Below are 17,008 nucleotides of genomic sequence, written 5' to 3' on the forward strand. Positions count from 1 at the left end.
ACGTGGACATCGACATGAGCGCCCTGCGCGGGCTTGAGCGCGAAAAAGAGATCAAGTTCGACCTCCTGGTCGAGGCCATCGAATCGGCCCTGTTGATCGCCTACCACCGCACCGAGGGCAGCCTGCCCAAGGCGCGGGTGGAACTGGACCGCTCCACCGGTCACGTCACCGTGTGGGCGACCGAGACCGACGAGGCCGGGCAGCGCGTTCGCGAGTTCGACGACACCCCGGACGACTTCGGCCGGATCGCGGCGACCACCGCCAAGCAGGTGATCCTGCAGCGGCTGCGCGACGCCGAGGAGGAGATCACGTTCGGCGAGTTCGCCGGCCGTGAGGGCGAGATCGTCGCGGGCGTGGTCCAGCAGGGCAAGGACAACCGCAACGTCCTGGTGGACCTGGGTCGCATCGAGGCGATCCTGCCGCCCCAGGAGCAGGTACCGGGCGAGCGGTACGCGCACGGCATGCGCCTGCGTTGCTATGTCGTACAGGTGCGGCGTGGGCCCAAGGGGCCGTCCATCACGCTCTCGCGCACCCACCCCAACCTGGTGCGGAAGTTGTTCGCGCTGGAGGTCCCGGAGATCGCCGACGGCAGCGTCGAGATCGCCGCGATCGCCCGCGAGGCCGGCCACCGCTCCAAGATCGCCGTCTACTCCACGCGGGCCGGGCTCAACCCCAAGGGCGCGTGCATCGGGCCGATGGGGGCACGCGTGCGTGCCGTCATGGCCGAGTTGAACGGCGAGAAGATCGACATCGTCGACTGGTCGGACGACCCCGCGCGGATGGTGGCCAACGCGCTGTCGCCGGCGCGGGTGAGCAAGGTGGAGATCGTCGATCTCGCCGCGCGTTCCGCCCGGGTGACGGTGCCCGACTACCAGCTCTCGCTGGCGATCGGCAAGGAGGGGCAGAATGCCCGACTTGCCGCGCGATTGACCGGATGGCGCATCGACATCCGGCCGGACACCGAGACCGGTGATTCGGACGACCGGGGACGGTCGGCCGAACCAGGTCGCGGTGAGGAGCGGTAGACTTGAACATGTCTGGTCGCAGGCGTGGCCGAGCATGCCCTCGTACACGGTCGGAAAAGCAGGAAATCACTGCCTTTCCGGTCCGGACATGCGTAGGTTGTCGGCAGCGTGCGGCCAAGGCCGACCTATTGCGGGTCGTGGCGGTGGAGGGCAGTTGTGTCCCCGACCCCCGCGGCCGAAAGCCCGGGCGGGGCGCGCATCTGCATCCCGACCCGGAGTGCCTGGCCCAGGCGGAACGTCGCAAGGCGTTCGTTCGGGCTTTGCGCGTGCCGGGGCCGCTGGACTCGGCACCACTGCGTGCTTTTTTGAGCGGTGATGGGTTGTCAGAGGTCGGTCGGACAGGTCCAGCGAAGCAGTACCTCGCGAGTCGGAAGTAGGTCGAGATTGCGATGAGCACTCGATGAGTACGCGATGAGTACAGACATGCGGTAGTGACGGTCCGGCGGACGACCAACCCCGGACCAGAAGGAGCGACGTGGCAAAGGTCCGGGTATACGAACTCGCCAAGGAGTTCGGAGTCGAGAGCAAGGTCGTCATGGCCAAGCTCCAAGAACTCGGTGAGTTCGTTCGTTCGGCGTCCTCGACGATCGAGGCGCCGGTTGTTCGCAAACTGACGGAAGCACTCAAGACGGAAGGCGGGCCCTCCCGCCGGCCCCAGCGTCCCGCCCCCTCGGGCGCGCCGCAGGGTGCCACCCCAGGTTCAGCGCAGGGCGCCGCGCGTCCTGCCCCCGCTCCGGGCCCGCGCCCGGCGGGTGCGCCGACTCCGGGCCCGCGCCCGGCGCCGCGCCCGGCCCCCCAGGGCAGCACCGCCCCGCCCGTGGTGCCGGCCGCCCCGGCCGCCGAGGCGGCTCCGGCCGCCCCGCGTCAGGCGGAGCGTCCCGCGGCCCAGTCGGGTCCGCGTCCGGCCGGTGCGCCGGCTCCGGGCCCGCGCCCGGCAGCGCGTCCCGCCGAGCGTGGTCCGGCCGAGCGTGGCCAGAGCGACCGCGGTCCGGCCGAGCGCGGTCCGCGTTCGGACCGTCCGGCGGCGGCCTCCTCGGGTCCCGGTGCGGGCAACCGTCCGGGCCCGCGTCCGGCCGGTGCCGGCCAGGGCGGCCCCGGTGGCCGTCCCGAGCGCGGCGATCGTCCCGAGCGTGGCGAGCGTCCCTCCGGTCCGCGTACCGGTGGCGCTCCGTCCGCCGGTGGCGCGCGTCCGTCGGGTCCCGGTCAGGGTGGTGCACCCCGTCCGGGTGGCACCCGTCCCGCCGGCCCGCGTCCGGGCAACAACCCCTTCACCTCGGGCAGCACCGGCATGCCGCGGCCGCAGGCCGCCGGCGGCGCCGGTCGACCCACCCCCGGTGGCATGCCGCCGCGTCCGCAGGGTCCTGCGGCCGGTGGCCCGCGTCCGGGTGGTTCGGGTGGTCCCGCGGGTCCCCGTCCCGGTGGTAGCGCAGGCCCCGGCGGCCCGCGTCCCAACCCGGGCATGATGCCCAACCGTCCGGCGCCCGCTCGTGGCCCGGGTGGTCCCGGTCGTCCCGGCGGTGCGCCCGGTCGTCCCGGCGGTCCCGGTGGCGGCGGCGGTCGTCCGGCGGGTGCCGGCGGCGGTGGCGGTCGTCCCGGCGGCGGCGGTGGCGGCTTCGGCGGTCCCCGTCCCGGTGGTGGCGGCGGCGCTCCGGGTCGTCCCGGTGGTGGCGGCGGCTTCGCCGGTCGTCCCGGCGGCGGCGGTCGTGGTGGCCCCGGTGGTCGCGGCGGCACGCAGGGTGCGTTCGGTCGTCCCGGTGGGCGTCCGGGCCGCGCGCGCAAGTCGAAGCGTCAGCGTCGTCAAGAGTTCGACAACATGCAGGCTCCGTCCGCCGGTGGCGTGATGGCTCCTCGCGGCAACGGACGCGTCGTCCGGATGTCGCGCGGTGCCTCGCTCACCGACTTCGCGGAGAAGATCAACGCGAACCCCGCGGCACTGGTCCAGATCATGTTCAACCTGGGCTCGCTGCTGACCGCGACCCAGTCGGTGAGCGACGACGAGCTGCAGACCCTCGGGGCCGAGCTCGACTTCGTGATCCAGATCGTCTCCCCGGAGGAGGAGGACCGCGAGCTGCTCGAGTCCTTCGACCTCGAATGGGGCGAGGACGAGGGCGACGAGGAAGACCTCGAGGCCCGTCCGCCGGTGGTCACGGTCATGGGTCACGTCGACCACGGCAAGACCCGCCTGCTCGACGCGATCCGCAAGACGAACGTGATCGCGGGCGAGGCCGGTGGCATCACCCAGCACATCGGTGCCTACCAGGTCGCGACCACGGTCAACGAGGTCGACCGCAAGATCACCCTGATCGACACCCCCGGTCACGAGGCGTTCACCGCCATGCGTGCCCGCGGTGCCAAGTCGACGGACATCGCGATCCTCGTGGTCGCGGCGGACGACGGCGTGAAGCCGCAGACGATCGAGGCGCTCAACCACGCGCAGGCGGCCGGCGTGCCGATCGTCGTCGCGGTCAACAAGATCGACAAGGAAGGCGCGGACCCGACCAAGGTTCGTGGCCAGCTCACCGAATACGGGCTCGTGGCCGAGGAGTACGGCGGCGACACGATGTTCGTCGACATCTCGGCGAAGCAGGGCCTGGGCATCGACGAGCTGCTGGAAGCGGTCGTGCTGACCGCGGACGCGGCTCTCGAGCTCACCGCCAACCCGCACCAGGAAGCCCAGGGCATCGCGATCGAGGGTCACCTCGACAAGGGCCGCGGCCCCGTCGCGACCGTCCTGGTCCAGCGCGGCACGCTGCACATCGGCGACGCGATCGTGGTCGGCGAGGCGTACGGCCGGGTCCGCGCGATGATCGACGAGAACGGCAACAACCTCACCGAGGCCACGCCGTCCCGTCCGGTCATGGTGCTGGGTCTGACCTCGGTGCCGGGTGCCGGTGACAACTTCCTCGTGGTCGAGGAAGAGCGCACCGCGCGTCAGATCGCCGAGAAGCGGGCGGCCCGGGAGCGCAACGCGACCCTGGCCCGCCGTTCGAAGCGCGTCTCGCTCGAGGACCTGGACAAGGCCCTCAAGGCCGGCGAGATGCAGCAGCTCAACCTCATCCTCAAGGGTGACGGCTCCGGTTCGGTGGAGGCGTTGGAAGACGCGCTGCTCAACCTGGATGTCGGCGAAGAGGTCGAGCTGCGGATCATCGACCGCGGCGTCGGTGCGATCACCGAGTCCAACGTCAACCTGGCGATGGCCTCGGACGCGATCATCATCGGCTTCAACGTCCGGCCGGAGGGCCGGGCGCGGACGATGGCGGACCGCGAGGGCGTCGACATTCGCTTCTACTCGGTGATCTACCAGGCCATCGAGGAGATCGAAGCCGCGCTCAAGGGCATGCTCAAGCCCGAGTACGAAGAGGTCCAGCTCGGCACGGCGCAGATCCGCGCGGTGTTCCGGTCCTCCAAGCTCGGCAACATCGCGGGCTGCATGGTCACCGGCGGGACGATCAAGCGCAACACCAAGGCGCGGATCATCCGGCAGGGGGCCGTCGTCGCCGACAACCTCAACGTCGAGGGCCTGCGCCGCGAGAAGGACGACGTCACCGAGGTCCGCGAGGGCTTCGAGTGCGGTATCAACCTCGGTTCGTTCAACGACATCAAGGTCGAGGACACCATCGAGACGTTCGAGATGCGGGAGAAGCCGCGAGGCTGACCCGGTAGGTCGAACCGATCGAACCGCTGATCGATGCGACGGATCCGCCCGGTACCCACCGGGCGGATCCGGCGTGTCGCAGGATGAGCGGTGGCACACCGGCAGTACGTGGGCCGGCGATACGAGTGATCAGCGTGACCAGTGGTATCCCGGGCCGCGACGTGTGTGCCCGGTTCTTTCGTCGGTGGCCTCAGCGGCCCCGACCCGAGGCCTCCCGGGCCGGCCAGGCCCGTCGCCTATGTTTGTGGGAACCATCAGCCTCGATGTGCTGTTCGGCGATGTGCACTCGTTGAAGGAAAAACGATCTTTGATCCGCCCCATCCTGGCGGACCTTCAGCGCAAGAATGCCGTTGCCGCCGCCGAGGTGGAGCATCAGGATTTGCATCGGCGCAGCGTGATCGGCATCGCGGTGGTCTCCGCGAGCGTCGAGCGATGCGCCGAGGTGTTGGACAACTGTGAACGGCTGGTCGCCGGCCGGCCCGAATTGGAACTGCTCTCCGCACGCCGCAGGGTGTACGGGGAGGACGACTGACGATCGTCGGACCGCCGTCGAACGAGCGGTCGGGCGGGCAGTCGAACGGAACAAGCAACGAGAGCGGCCCCGCGTCCGGTGATCCCGGGCGCGGGGATCCCGCCGAAATGCCGAGCAATCGCAGGAGGATCAGTGGCCGACACCGCGCGGGCGCGCAAACTCGCGGACCGTATCCAGGTTGTGGTCGCGGAGACCTTGGAGCGCCGGATCAAGGACCCGCGTCTGGGGTTCGTGACGATCACCGCCGCACGAGTGACCGGTGACCTCCGTGAGGCGACCGTGTTCTACACGGTCTACGGCGACGAGACCGAACGGGCGGCGACGGCCGCCGCGCTGGAGAGCGCCAAGGGCGTGCTCCGCAGCGAGGTGGGCCGCCAGACCGGCGTGCGTCACACCCCGTCGTTGACGTTCATCGCCGACGCCCTTCCGGACAACGCCAAACTCATCGACGATCTCCTCGCCCGGGCACAGCAGGCCGATGCGGCGGTACGCTCAACCGCCGCGGGGGCCGGCTATGCCGGTGACGCGGACCCCTATCGGACCCCGGCCGTGGGCGACTCCGACGACGAGTCGGAGGCGGAGCCCAAGGCGGAAACACAGGAGGGCGACCGACCTTGACACCAGGCGTGGCGGCGGACCGGGAGCCCGGCCCGACCGCGGGAGGGAAGTCGCGGACCGGCGACTTCGACGCGCGGACGGTGCCGCCGACCGCGCCGGGTGCGGCCGAGTGGGACGAGGCGGTCCGCCTGCTCCTGACGGCCGGCGACATCACCCTGCTGGCACACGTCAGCCCCGACGGCGACGCGCTGGGTTCGGCGCTCGCCGTCGGGCTGGCGCTGCGCGAGTTGGGCCGCACCGTCCGGGTCTCCTACGGCGACGACCCCCTGGTGGTGCCGTCCTCGCTGGAGTTCCTGCCCGGTCAGGACCTGCTCGTGGCGCACACCGAGGTGCCCGAGGAACCGGAGCTGGTCGCCGTCTTCGACGCGGCGGGCTCGGCGCGGCTGGGCCTGCTGGAGGCCAAGGCCAAGGCGGCCGGCACGCTCCTGGTGGTCGACCACCACGCCTCCAACACCCGCTTCGGCACGCATCACCTGATCGACGTCGAGGCGCCCGCGACCGCGGTGCTCGCCGACGAGCTGATCACCCGGCTCGGCGCGACGCTGACCGCCGACATCGCGACCGCGCTGTACACCGGCCTGGTCACCGACACCGGCTCGTTCAAGTACGTGGGGACCACCCCCGAGACGCACACCTTCGCGGCTCGGCTGATGGCCACCGGGATACGACACGACCTGATCCAGCGGGCCATCTGGGACACCTGCCGGTTCGGCTATCTCAAGGTGCTCGCCACCGCCCTGGCCGCCGCCCGACTGGACGCCGACGCGGCGGGCGGTCTGGGCCTGGTGTCCACCGTGATCACCCGCGCCGAACGTGCCGCGCACGGGATCCGTCTGGACGAGATCGAGGGCGTGATCGACGTGGTGCGCAAGAGCGGCGAGGCCGAGGTCGCGCTGGTGCTCAAGGAGGACGACGACGGCGCGCTGCGCGCCTCGGCGCGCTCCAAGGGCGCGGTGGACCTGGGCCGCGTCTGCGCGGCCTTCGGCGGCGGCGGGCACGCGTTCGCGGCCGGCTTCACCGCATACGACCCACCGGCCGAGGTGGTGGCCCGATTCCGGGACCTCCTGGCCGACGCACTACTGCCGGTCGCTCCGGCGCACGCAACCCCGGGAGACGACGCGTGAAGCGCCGCAACGCAGGACCCCCGCCGCCCGACGGTCTGGTGATCGTGGACAAGCCGGCCGGACTCACCTCGCACGACGTGGTGGGCCGGCTGCGCCGGATCGCCGGTACCCGCCGGGTGGGCCACGCGGGCACGCTGGACCCGATGGCCACCGGCGTGTTGGTGATCGGCATCGAGAAGGCCACCCGCCTGCTCGGCCACCTCGCGCTCACCGAGAAGGAGTACACCGGCACCATCCGGCTCGGGCAGAACACGGTCACCGACGACGCCGAGGGCGAGGTCACCTCGACCACCTCGGCCGCGCACGTGGACGACGCCTCGATCGCGGCGGGCGTGGCCGAGCTGACCGGCCCGATCCTGCAGGTGCCCTCGAAGGTGTCGGCGATCAAGATCGACGGCAAACGTTCGTACTCGCGGGTGCGCGACGGCGAGGAGTTCGAACTCGCCGCCCGCCCGGTCACGGTGTCCGCGTTCGAGGTGCTCGCCACCCGGCGCGAGGGCGAGACGCTCGACCTGGACGTGCGGGTGACCTGCTCGTCCGGCACCTACATCCGGGCGCTGGCCCGCGACCTGGGCGCCGGGCTCGGGGTCGGCGGCCATCTGACCGCACTGCGCCGCACCCGGGTGGGGCCGTACTCGATCGATCGGGCGCACACGTTGGCGGAGCTGGAGGAGTCCTTCGGCGTGTTGCCGATCGCCGACGCGGCCACGGCGGCCTTTCCGCGCCGCGAGGTGACCGAGGACCAGGCGCGCGCCGTCTCGCACGGCGGCCGGCTGCCGGCCGACGACCGGGAGGGGCCGGTGGGTGTGTTCGGCCCCGACGGCACCTTCCTCGCGCTGGTGGAGAACCGGGAGGGCGTGGCCCGACCGCTCGCGGTGTTCGTGGGCTGAGACGTTCGCGGCCGAGGCCGGGCACGGCATTGCCGGGCCCGGGGTGACGGTCGCCACGGCGGGGGTGGGACCGAGCGACGGCGCCTGCGTGGGAAGCTGGACCCGCGACACGTCACGAAGAACGAGGAGCGGTTACGGTGCAGCGTTGGCGGGGCTTGGAGGACGTCCCCAGCGATTGGGGACGCTCCGTCGTCACGATCGGGTCCTATGACGGTGTGCATCGCGGACACCAACGGACGATCGGCCGGGCGGTCGCGATCGGTCGCGAGCGCGGGCTGCCGGTGGTCGTGGTCATGTTCGACCCGCACCCCAGCGAGGTGGTCCGACCGGGCAGTCACCCGCCGCTGCTCACGCCGCACCACCGGCGCGCGCAGCTCATGGCGGACCTGGGTGTGGACGCGGTGCTGGTGCTCCCGTTCACGCTCGAATTCTCTCGGCAGAGCGCGGTCGACTTCGTGCGGCAGGTCCTGCTGGACACGCTGCACGCGGCCGTCGTGGTCGAGGGGCGCAATTTCCGATTCGGCCACAAGGCGACGGGCAACGTCGCGCTCTTGGAGGAGTTGGGCGTGGCGAACGACTTCACCGTCGTCGAGCCGGAGCTGTTCGTCTCCGGCGAGGTGACCTTCTCGTCCACCGTGGTCCGGGCCCGGGTCGCCGAGGGCGACGTCGCGGGTGCGGCCGAGCTGCTCGGTCGCCCGCATCGGGTCGAGGGCGTGGTGGTGCGCGGCGATCAGCGCGGCCGCGAACTCGGCTACCCGACGGCCAACCTGGAGGTGCTCCCGTACACGGCGATCCCGGCCGACGGGGTGTACGCGGGCTGGCTGGTGATCGAGGGCGAGCGCTTGCCCGCGGCGATCTCGATCGGTACCAACCCGACCTTCGACGGCACCGAGCGGCGGGTCGAGGCGTACGCGCTGGACCGGACCGACCTCGACCTGTACGGGATGCACGTCGCGGTGGACTTCCTGGAGTACCTGCGCGGGACCGAGCGCTTCGACTCGATCGACGACCTGCTGGAACACATGGCCCGCGACGTCAAGCGCGCGCGTGAGCTGATCGACGCGGCGGACCTGGGTCCGACGGGCTGAACCGGCGCCGCGCGGCCCGGTCGCCGCGCCGCCTTCGCTTCGCGACGGATGTGCCAAGGGCCGCCCCGGAATCTCCGGGGCGGCCCTTCGGCGTGTCAGCCCTGTCGCGGTGGTTGCCAGTCGCCGGGCGGGGGCTGCTGGTAGTACGGCTGCTGGGGCTGCGGTTGTTGTGGGTGGGGCTGTTGGTGGGGGTGCTGTTGTGGCTGGTGCTGCGGCTGCTGCTGGGGGTACGGCTGCTGTTGCGGGTATGGCTGGGCCTGCTGCGGTTGGCCGTAGTAGGGCTGTTGTTGCGGTGGTTGCTGCTGTGGTTGCTGGTACTGGGGCTGCCACTGCTGCTGGTCGGCCGGCGGCTGGGTGCGGTGGAAGTCCTCGGCGACCAGCGCGGCCAGCTCGAAGTACGCCTCGCGGGTCTTGGGCCGCATCATGTCCAGGTCCAACTCCGCGCCCGCCGACAGGTGTTCGTCGAACGGGACGACCACGACCGCACGGCAGCGGGTCTCGAAGTGGGCCACGATGTCCTCGGTCTTGACCATCTTGCCGGTCTCGCGGACACCCGAGATCACCGTGATGCTGTTCGCGACCAGGTCGGCGTAGCCGTGCGCGACCAGCCAGTCGAGCGTGGTGCTCGCGCTGGTCGCGCCGTCCACGCTGGGCGTGCTGATCACGATCAACTGGTGGGCCAGGTCGAGCACACCGCGCATCGCGCTGTAGAGCAGTCCGGTGCCCGAGTCGGTCAGGATGATCGGGTACTGCTTGCCCAGCAGATCGATCACCGAGCGGTAGTCCTCGTCGTTGAACGTCGTCGACACCGCCGGGTCCACGTCGTTGGCCAGGATCTCCAGGCCGCTGGAGGACTGTGAGGTGAACCGCCGGATGTCCATGTAACTGTGCACGTGGGCCATCGAGTTGACCAGGTCGCGGATGGTCGCGCCGGTCTCCCGGCGGACCCGGCGACCGAGCGTGCCGGCGTCCGGGTTGGCGTCGATCGCGATCACCCGGTCCTGCCGCTCGGTGGCCAGCGTCGAGCCGAGCGCGGTGGTCGTCGTGGTCTTGCCCACGCCGCCCTTGAGGCTGATCACCGCGATCCGGTAGCAGCCCAGGACGGGCGTGCGGATCCGCTCCAGGCGTTCGGCCCGGCGCGCGTCGGCGGACTTGCCGCCGAGTCGGAAGCGCGGGGTCTGCCGGCGGGGTTGCGGTTGCTTGCGCAGCAGTCGGTCGCTGGTCAGCTCGACGGCGGCGGTGTAGCCGAGCGGCGCGCCACCGACGGTTCGGGCGGGGGCGCCGCCGCCGTCGGGGGACCAGGACTGCGGTTGTTGGCTGCCCTGGGGCGGGGTGCCCGGGGCGTACGGCTGCGCGGGGTCGTACGGGTTGGGCTGCTCGGGGGCGCGGTCGGCCGGTGTGGGCGGCCCGGGCTGCCGGGTCTGGTGTTGCGGGGGCTGGTGTTGCGGGGCTCCCGGCCGCGGGGCCTGGGCCTGGTGGGGCGGGGCCGGCTGCGCGTGCGGGCCGGGGGCGCCGTGTGGGGGCGTGCCCGGCTGGTACGGCGACTGCGGGTCGGGGCCGGCGGGCGGTTGGCCGTACGGGTTGTGCTGCGGGGCCGGTGCGCCCTGCGGCGGGGTGCCCTGGGCGTACTGCTCGGGGCGGCCGTAGGGGGCGCCCTGGGCGTGCGGCGGTTCCTGGCCCTGGGGGCCGGGTCGGCCGTACGGCGCCTGGCCCGGGCGGCCGTCGGCGGGCGGGGCCTGGGCGTACGGGTGGTGCGCCTGGTTGGGGTCGGGCTGCGGGTAGGGCGCGGGGGCCTGCGGGCCGGGGGCGCCGTGCGGCGGGGTGCCCGGCCGGTACGGGTCCGGGGCCTGCTGGTACGGGCCGGGGGCCTGGGCGTACGGCGGTTGGCCGCCCTGCTGCTCGGGCGGGCCGGCGGGGGCGTTGTTGCCGCCGAACGCGCGCCGCATCCACGAGCGTTCGTCCTGCGGGGGCGGCGCGGGCGACTGCTGCTGCGGAGGCGCGAGCGGCTCGCCGCTGGGCGGCGGCAGTGGTGCTCCGGCCGGCGGCGGGGCGCCGGTGCCCCAGGCCTCGCCGTGCGCGGGGGCCGTGCCGGACCAGCCCGGGGGCGGCATGGGCGAGCCCTGCGGCGGGGTCGTCGGGCGCGGCGGGGCGCCGGTCGGCATGGGGTATTGGCCGGGGCCGGGGGGCGGCGCCTGCTGCGGGACGCCGGGCGGCGGGGCCATGTCGTCGGTGATCGGCGCCATCAGCCGAGTGGCCGGGTCGGGCAGCGGGGCGCCCTGGGCCTGGCCGGGGTAGGGCTGCGGTTGCTGCCGGTCCGGGCCCGGGGGTGGGCCGCCCTGGTACGGCGGTTGGCCGGTCTGCGGCGGCGCGGGCTGCTGTCCGTACGGCGGTTGGCCGACGGGGGGCGGCGGTTGCCGGTCCGCGGGGGCCTGGCCCGGAGGCGGGTACGGCCGGTCGTCGGCCGGCTGCGGGGCGGCGGCCGAGGGGGCCTGCGCGGCGGGCTGCGGCTCGGCGGTGCGGATCTCGGGCGGGCCGGACGGGTCGCCGGTCGGGTGGTGGGTGGGGTCGTACGGCGCGGGCGCCGGTGGTGCGTCGGCCGCCGGCGCGTACTGGTCGTACCCCGGCGGCTCGGGGGCGGGCCGCTGCTGTGGCGCGGGGCCGCCGGCCGCCTCGACGGGCGGGGTACCGGGTGCCTCGGGGGCCGGTCCGGCGGCGGACAGGCCGGGGATCGGGGTGCCGCCGGCGGGGGTGGTGGGCACGTCGTGCGGGTCGAACGGCGCGTCCTGGGGCGCGTCGGCCCGGTCGGTGGGCGCGGCGGGCTCGGAGTCGGGCCCGGGGCCGGCGTCGTGCGGCGGCTGCTCGGCGGGCGCGGCGTCGTGCGGCCGGGAGGCGGGCGGGGTCTGCTCGGCCTGCTCGGCGTGATCCGGGCCGCGGTGGTCCGACTCGGCGGTCGGCGCGGTCGGTTCGCCGACCTCGCGTGGATCGGCGGCGGGGCGACCCTGGTCGAACGAGGGCGGCACGACCATGGTCGGCTCGCCCGGGGTGAAGGGCGGCTCGGCGTCGGTCCCCCGGTTCGGCTCGAACGAGGGCGGCACGACCATCGTCGGCTCGCCCGGCGTGAACGGCGGCGGACCGGCCGGGTCGTCGGTGGGGCGGCCCTGATCGACGGAAGGCGGCGCGACCACGGTCGGCTCGCCGGGGGTGAACGCCGGGTCCGCGGCGGTCGGCGGGCCGGCGGGGGGCTGTTCGGCCGACGGCGTGCCGTACGGCAGCGGCGCCGAGGGCTCGGGCGGGGTGAACTGCGGCGGCACCACGGTGGTCGGGTCACCCGGGGGCGGGCCGAATCCGCTCGGCGCGCCGTCGGGCGCGGTACCCGGCTGCCCGGGGCCGTACGGAGACTGCGCGTCGCCCGGGCGCGATGCGGCGTGATCGACCCCGTAGGGCTCGGCCGCGGGTCGGTGCGTCGCGGGCGGCTCGGCCGGCGGCGTGCCGTAACCGGGCGGGGCCTGCGCCGGGCGGGCCGGCGGCACCGACGCCCGGCCGGGCTCTCCCGGGCCGGAGCCGTACGGACCCGGGGCGGCGCCGGTCGGCCCACCGGGGCCGGGCCCGGTCCCGTACGGCAGCGGTGCGGGCGGCTCGGGCGTCCGCGCGGGAGGCACCAGCGTCGCGTCGTCGCTGCCGTAGCGGGGCGCCGCCGGCACCTGGGCACCCTGCCGAGGGGGTGCGGGCGCGCCCACTCCGGACGGTGGTGGCGCGGGCGCGCCGCCGTCCTGGTGCGTGTACCACGAGGGCATGGTGAAGTCGGGTCCCGACCACTCCTCTTCCTCGTCGGTCCCCGGCTCGATGGGTGCGCCGTCCTGCTCGCTGCTCACGGTGTGGTCCTTCCGATCGTCCGGAGGCGGCTCGGCTCGGATCACACGGCGCCGCGCCGTCCGCCGTACCTCGACCGGAGTCGAGGCTGCCCCCTACACGAGTCTCACAGCGTAGTCAGCGGTGTCGGCAACCGTCGCCGGTCCGTCCGCCTGTTCGCGCGGAGCCGGTGTCGCGACCGCGCTCGGTCAGTCCATCCGCCGCGGCGGGCCGAGCAGGCCGACCTCGGCCTGAGTGGGCGTCAGCAATACGTACTTCCGGGCCTTCCTGGTACTCCACAGGGTCAGTTCGTCGGCGAGGGTGGGCAGCGCGGCCTCGTCCTCGCCGGGCAGGGACAACACCGACGAGGCGGCCTGCGCCTCGATCGGGGAGACCCGCTGGATGCCGACCAGGCCCGCGCCCACGCCGATCCGCTGCCGGGCCTGCGCCGGGTCCAGGAACGGCAGCAGGGTCAGCGTGGTCTGCCACGCCGCCGGCGCGAGCCGATTGCGCGGCGGGCGGGCGCCGCAGTCGCGGATGACCAGGACCGGGCTGCCGGCGGTGGGGCCCTGCGGGCCGAGCCGGCCCACCTGATGCACCGTCACGCACGGCTGGGCGCCGCCCGCGGCCTGGGCCATCGCGGACCACAACTGCGGACGACCGGACTCGATCGCGACCCGCGCGCCGATCGCCGCCGCCCGCAGCGCGATGATCTGCACCACGTAGGCACCGCCGACGAACGCGACGTCCAACGCCTCGGGCCGGAACAGGCCGAGCACCGCCGGATTGCGCTCGGGGTCGACCCCGATCACCACGCCGTCGTCGCCCACCGGCAGACCCAGGGCGGGCAACTGGGCGGCGGTCAGCAGGTGCCGTTCGTGCCGGGGCCCGACCAGTCGGGCCAGGCCCTTGCGCCGCGAGGGCGGCGGCACGGGAGTGCCCGAACCGGGGGTCGGGTTCGGCGTGGGGGCGGGCGGCGGGTTCGGGTTGCGGTTGTTGCCACGCCCGTTCGGGGCCCGGCGTCGGCCCCGGCCGGTGTTGGTGGTGCTCACTGGTCGATCCTCCCCGTACGTAGGCACCTGTGCCGGTTCGTCACGACAGGCCACCGAGCGGCAGGGTGGCCAGCAGGGCCGGTTGCTGCTCCCAGTCGAGTCGGGTCAGGCCGATCTTCTCGGCTCGGGCCCGGCGTTCCAACTGCCTTGTCACGTCCGCGAGTTCGCTGCCCGAGCGGGCGGCGATCCGGACGTGTGTGGTGAGCGCGGTGGTGCCGCCCACGCCGTGCGTGGCGGTCAACGCGAAGGTGGTGGCGATCGCCGGTGTCGCGGTCAGCGCGCCCACCAGGTCGGAGGTGCGGCCCTGGGTCAGTTGCGGCCAGCGGTTGGCCCAGTAGGTGGTGTGCCACCGGTCGTCGCAGCGCCAGGCCCGCTTGGACTCGGTGGTGCGCCGGCCGCCGCGCCCGTACTGGCGGGTGGTGCGGTTCACGCTGCACGAGGTGGCCAGCGCCTGGATCAGCTCGGCTTCCTCCAGGGCACGGGCGTCGAAGCCCGCACCGGTCAGGTTGCCGGCGAGTTGGTTGACCGCGCGCAGCAACGCCCGCTGGGCCCCCTCCTCGCCGCCACCGCGGGCGGCGACCGCTCCGGCACACAGCTCGGGCTCGAAGCGCAGCGCGATCCAGGTCAGCCGCAGCGCCGGCACGTCGTGCAGCCCCTGCTCGACGAGTTGGCGATACGACCGGGTGGCCAGCGCCTCCTCGGGCAGGTGGGTGGCCGGCGCGGGCTGGGTGTGCTGGACCACCTGGACCGAGGCCAGCGTCACGTCGTCGACGTCGAGCGTGCTCACGATCGTGGGCAGTGGCAGCGGTCGTTGCGCCCGGGTGGGGCGCAGCGGTTCGTCGCGCGAGGTGACCAACAGCACGGCGGTGAGGAAGGTGCCGTCGCCGATCAGGCCGATCGAGCGGCGGTCGCGGTCGGTGACCGAACTCGTCGCCAGCTGCGGTGCGCACTCCAGCACCGGGACCAGGACCGGATCCGCGTCGTCCGGGACGGCCGGCATCCGGTGCCGGCGGCGGAAGTCGAACACGATCGGCAACCACTGCACGAGCCAGCGCCCGCGCAGCCGCACCAGGGCGGGCGCCACGAGCAGGACCGCGAGGGCGCCCAGGCCGATCAACACCGCCGGATTGGTGGCCAGTCCGATCGCGACCAGCAGTACACCGAGTTGGATCAACACGATCTGCTGGACCAGGACGCCGCCGATCCGGCCGGCGCGCGGGTGCACGCGCAGCACGGCACGCTGCGGCGGTGGTGACGTCCCGTCGGGTGTGGGTGGGCGGGTCTGCCGATGCGTCCCTACCGGCGCGGGTGCGGCCACGTTTGTAGATCCCCCATGCTCACGACTTGTCCCCGTATGCCGTCGCCCGGCTGTCACGGCGGGTGCGGCACACCGTACGGTACGGGCCCGGGGGTTTGCCCGCGACCCTGTGGCCGCGTCGGTGATAGAACCTTCAGCCGGAGCGCACGGTCGATCACGGGGAGAACGATGGCATCGCGCCGCGAGCAACTTGAGGCGTACATCTTCGCGCGCCGCCGCATGGTGGCGGCGTTCCTGCAACCGGCGCCGGGTGGTGGCACCGAGGAGAACGCGCCCAAACCGATGCGCATGGTCACGCCGAGCATCGTGGTCGCGATGCTGGTGCTGGTCGGGTTCGGGGTGGTCGGGCTGATCAAGCCCGGGACGCCGCCGGGTTGGAAGGACAAGAGCAGCCTGATCGTGGGCCGCGACTCGGCGAGCCGGTACGTCTTCCTCGACGGCAAGCTGCACCCGGTGCTCAACATCGCCTCCGGGCGACTGCTGCTCGACCCGGGCAAGTTCAAGGTCAACATGGTCCCGGAGAAGCAGCTCAACAGCGTGAGTCACGGTGCGCCGCTGGGCATTCCGAACGCGCCGGACCGGCTGCCCACGGCCAAGGAGGTCAAGGAGCGCAAGTCCTGGACCGTGTGCGAGCGGCCGGCCGTCGGCAAGGACGGCAGGCCCGACCCGGCCGGCGAGCCGCAGCGCAGCGTGTTCATCGGCGCGTCCGCGGCGGACGGGGGGCTGCGGCCGGGCGAGGCGCTGTTCGTCCAGGACCGGACCCAGCACAAGTACCTGGTCTACCAGGGCAAGCGCTACCGGGTGGACGCGCCGACGGTGATCGTCGCGCTGAACCTGATCGGGATACCCGCGCAATCGGTCGGCGACGCGTGGCTGGCGACGCTGATCGACGGCGGCACCATCGACCACCCGATGCCGGCCGACTACGGCAAGGCGACCCAACTGCCGCTGGATCGGCAGTACAACAAGGTCGGCATCGTGCTGCGCGCCGAGGGCAGTGCCCAGCGGCAGAACTACGTGGTCACCAAGGAGGGCGTGATGCCGGTCAGCGAGCTGACCGCCGTGCTGTTGACCACGAACCCCCGGGCGCGGGAGGCGTACGGGAACATCCAGCCCGTCGCGTTCCCGGTCAACATCGGCACGCTCGGCGGCGCCGTGGTGCAGGACCGCACGTTCGCCGCGGACAAGGGCTGGCCGGAGATCCCGCCGACGCCGATGAACCGGGTGGAGCGCAACGACCTGGAGTTGCCGCGCAACGTGGTGTGCAACACGTTCTCCGGCGAGTGGCGCGGCAATCAGCCGGTGACCAGCCAGTCCGCCGGGATCCGGCCGCCGGAGCAACTGGTCGACGGCATGGGCGGCGTGTGGGTCAAGCCCGGTGCGGGGGCGCTGTATCGCGAGGTGACCGGCACGCCCGACGAGGGTGGTCCGACCTACCTGGTGGCCGACTCCGGGCTGCGCTACCGGGTGCCCGAGGAGGCGCAGGCCGGCGGCGCGCCGGCCGGTTCGAACCAGGAGAGCGAAGCGAAGCAGCGCCTGGGCTACAAGGGCGTGGAAGTGCGGGCGTTGCCCCGGGCGTGGTCCGAACTGGTCTCGCGGGGCCCGCAATTGAGTACGGCCGATGCGAAGAAGCCCCAGGGTTCCTGAGCCGGGGTGCGGGAGTTGGGGTAGCGTCGGGTGGGTCGTGAGTGGTGACGACTTTCGACCCCGAGACACCGGAAGGCACCAGTGCAGACCGGCGCATTGCACAAGGCCGCAGTGGTATCGACCGGGTCAAGGTTCCGTAACCATGCGTAGGGCGTCGCTTGGGTGGCGTCCCGGGTTGCGGTTAGAGTTCCCACGACGTCGCAACGGTGA

General features: G+C 73.2%; 12 protein-coding genes. 9 read left to right on the plus strand and 3 right to left on the minus strand.

Features of this window, described 5'->3' with window-relative positions; genetic code table 11:
• Positions 1-2: 2 nt before the first annotated feature.
• From nusA to ACH4U8_RS17295, 8 genes are all read left to right on the plus strand, one after another.
• Positions 3-1,025 (plus strand): transcription termination factor NusA, encoded by a 1,023-nt coding sequence (gene nusA, locus ACH4U8_RS17260; RefSeq protein ID WP_360304747.1) that lies wholly within the window; start codon positions 3-5, stop codon positions 1,023-1,025.
• 8 nt (positions 1,026-1,033) lie between these two features.
• Positions 1,034-1,402: a YlxR family protein gene (locus ACH4U8_RS17265; protein ID WP_360305451.1), complete on the plus strand. Its 369-nt coding sequence runs from the start codon at positions 1,034-1,036 to the stop codon at positions 1,400-1,402.
• 98 nt (positions 1,403-1,500) lie between these two features.
• Positions 1,501-4,680, plus strand: coding sequence for a translation initiation factor IF-2 (gene infB, locus ACH4U8_RS17270; RefSeq protein WP_360304749.1), 3,180 nt, complete (start codon positions 1,501-1,503; stop codon positions 4,678-4,680).
• Positions 4,681-4,918: 238 nt separating this feature from the next.
• On the plus strand, positions 4,919-5,212 hold the full coding sequence (locus tag ACH4U8_RS17275; protein ID WP_360304751.1) for a DUF503 domain-containing protein: 294 nt from the start codon (positions 4,919-4,921) through the stop codon (positions 5,210-5,212).
• A 132-nt stretch (positions 5,213-5,344) separates the two neighbouring features.
• On the plus strand, positions 5,345-5,830 hold the full coding sequence (gene rbfA, locus ACH4U8_RS17280; protein WP_360304753.1) for a 30S ribosome-binding factor RbfA: 486 nt from the start codon (positions 5,345-5,347) through the stop codon (positions 5,828-5,830).
• Positions 5,827-6,954 (plus strand): bifunctional oligoribonuclease/PAP phosphatase NrnA, encoded by a 1,128-nt coding sequence (locus tag ACH4U8_RS17285; protein ID WP_379992668.1) that lies wholly within the window; start codon positions 5,827-5,829, stop codon positions 6,952-6,954. Before rbfA ends, ACH4U8_RS17285 begins: the two co-directional genes overlap by 4 nt.
• Positions 6,951-7,844, plus strand: coding sequence for a tRNA pseudouridine(55) synthase TruB (truB, locus tag ACH4U8_RS17290; RefSeq protein ID WP_360304757.1), 894 nt, complete (start codon positions 6,951-6,953; stop codon positions 7,842-7,844). Before ACH4U8_RS17285 ends, truB begins: the two co-directional genes overlap by 4 nt.
• A gap of 137 nt (positions 7,845-7,981) precedes the next feature.
• Complete coding sequence (locus ACH4U8_RS17295) at positions 7,982-8,932, plus strand: bifunctional riboflavin kinase/FAD synthetase (RefSeq protein ID WP_379992669.1); 951 nt, start codon at positions 7,982-7,984, stop codon at positions 8,930-8,932.
• Positions 8,933-9,027: 95 nt separating this feature from the next.
• Here ACH4U8_RS17295 and ACH4U8_RS17300 read toward each other — a convergent pair whose 3' ends face one another.
• The 3 genes from ACH4U8_RS17300 to eccE all read right to left on the minus strand — a co-directional run bounded on the left by ACH4U8_RS17300 (position 9,028) and on the right by eccE (position 15,064).
• Positions 9,028-12,804 carry an AAA family ATPase gene (locus tag ACH4U8_RS17300; protein WP_395778621.1) on the minus strand — a complete coding sequence of 1,259 codons (3,777 nt, stop codon included), beginning with the start codon at positions 12,802-12,804 and terminating at the stop codon, positions 9,028-9,030.
• Positions 12,805-12,990: 186 nt separating this feature from the next.
• Positions 12,991-13,833: a hypothetical protein gene (locus ACH4U8_RS17305; protein WP_360304763.1), complete on the minus strand. Its 843-nt coding sequence runs from the start codon at positions 13,831-13,833 to the stop codon at positions 12,991-12,993.
• 40 nt (positions 13,834-13,873) lie between these two features.
• Entirely contained in the window at positions 13,874-15,064 is a 1,191-nt protein-coding gene (eccE, locus tag ACH4U8_RS17310; RefSeq protein WP_379992120.1) for a type VII secretion protein EccE, read from the minus strand.
• A gap of 255 nt (positions 15,065-15,319) precedes the next feature.
• Between eccE and eccB the strand changes: the two genes are divergently transcribed.
• Positions 15,320-16,798, plus strand: coding sequence for a type VII secretion protein EccB (gene eccB / locus ACH4U8_RS17315; protein WP_379992119.1), 1,479 nt, complete (start codon positions 15,320-15,322; stop codon positions 16,796-16,798).
• The last annotated feature ends 210 nt before the right edge of the window (positions 16,799-17,008 follow it).

It is taken from the genome of Embleya sp. NPDC020886 (assembly GCF_044333915.1).
Lineage (GTDB): Bacteria > Actinomycetota > Actinomycetes > Streptomycetales > Streptomycetaceae > Embleya.

Coding starts and splice junctions, on each gene's coding strand:
- ACH4U8_RS17265 (WP_360305451.1), top strand. CDS start 1,034: ATGTCTGGTCGCAGGCGTGGCCGAGCATGCCCTCGTACACGGTCGGAA.
- eccB (WP_379992119.1), top strand. CDS start 15,320: ATGGCATCGCGCCGCGAGCAACTTGAGGCGTACATCTTCGCGCGCCGC.
- ACH4U8_RS17275 (WP_360304751.1), top strand. CDS start 4,919: ATGTTTGTGGGAACCATCAGCCTCGATGTGCTGTTCGGCGATGTGCAC.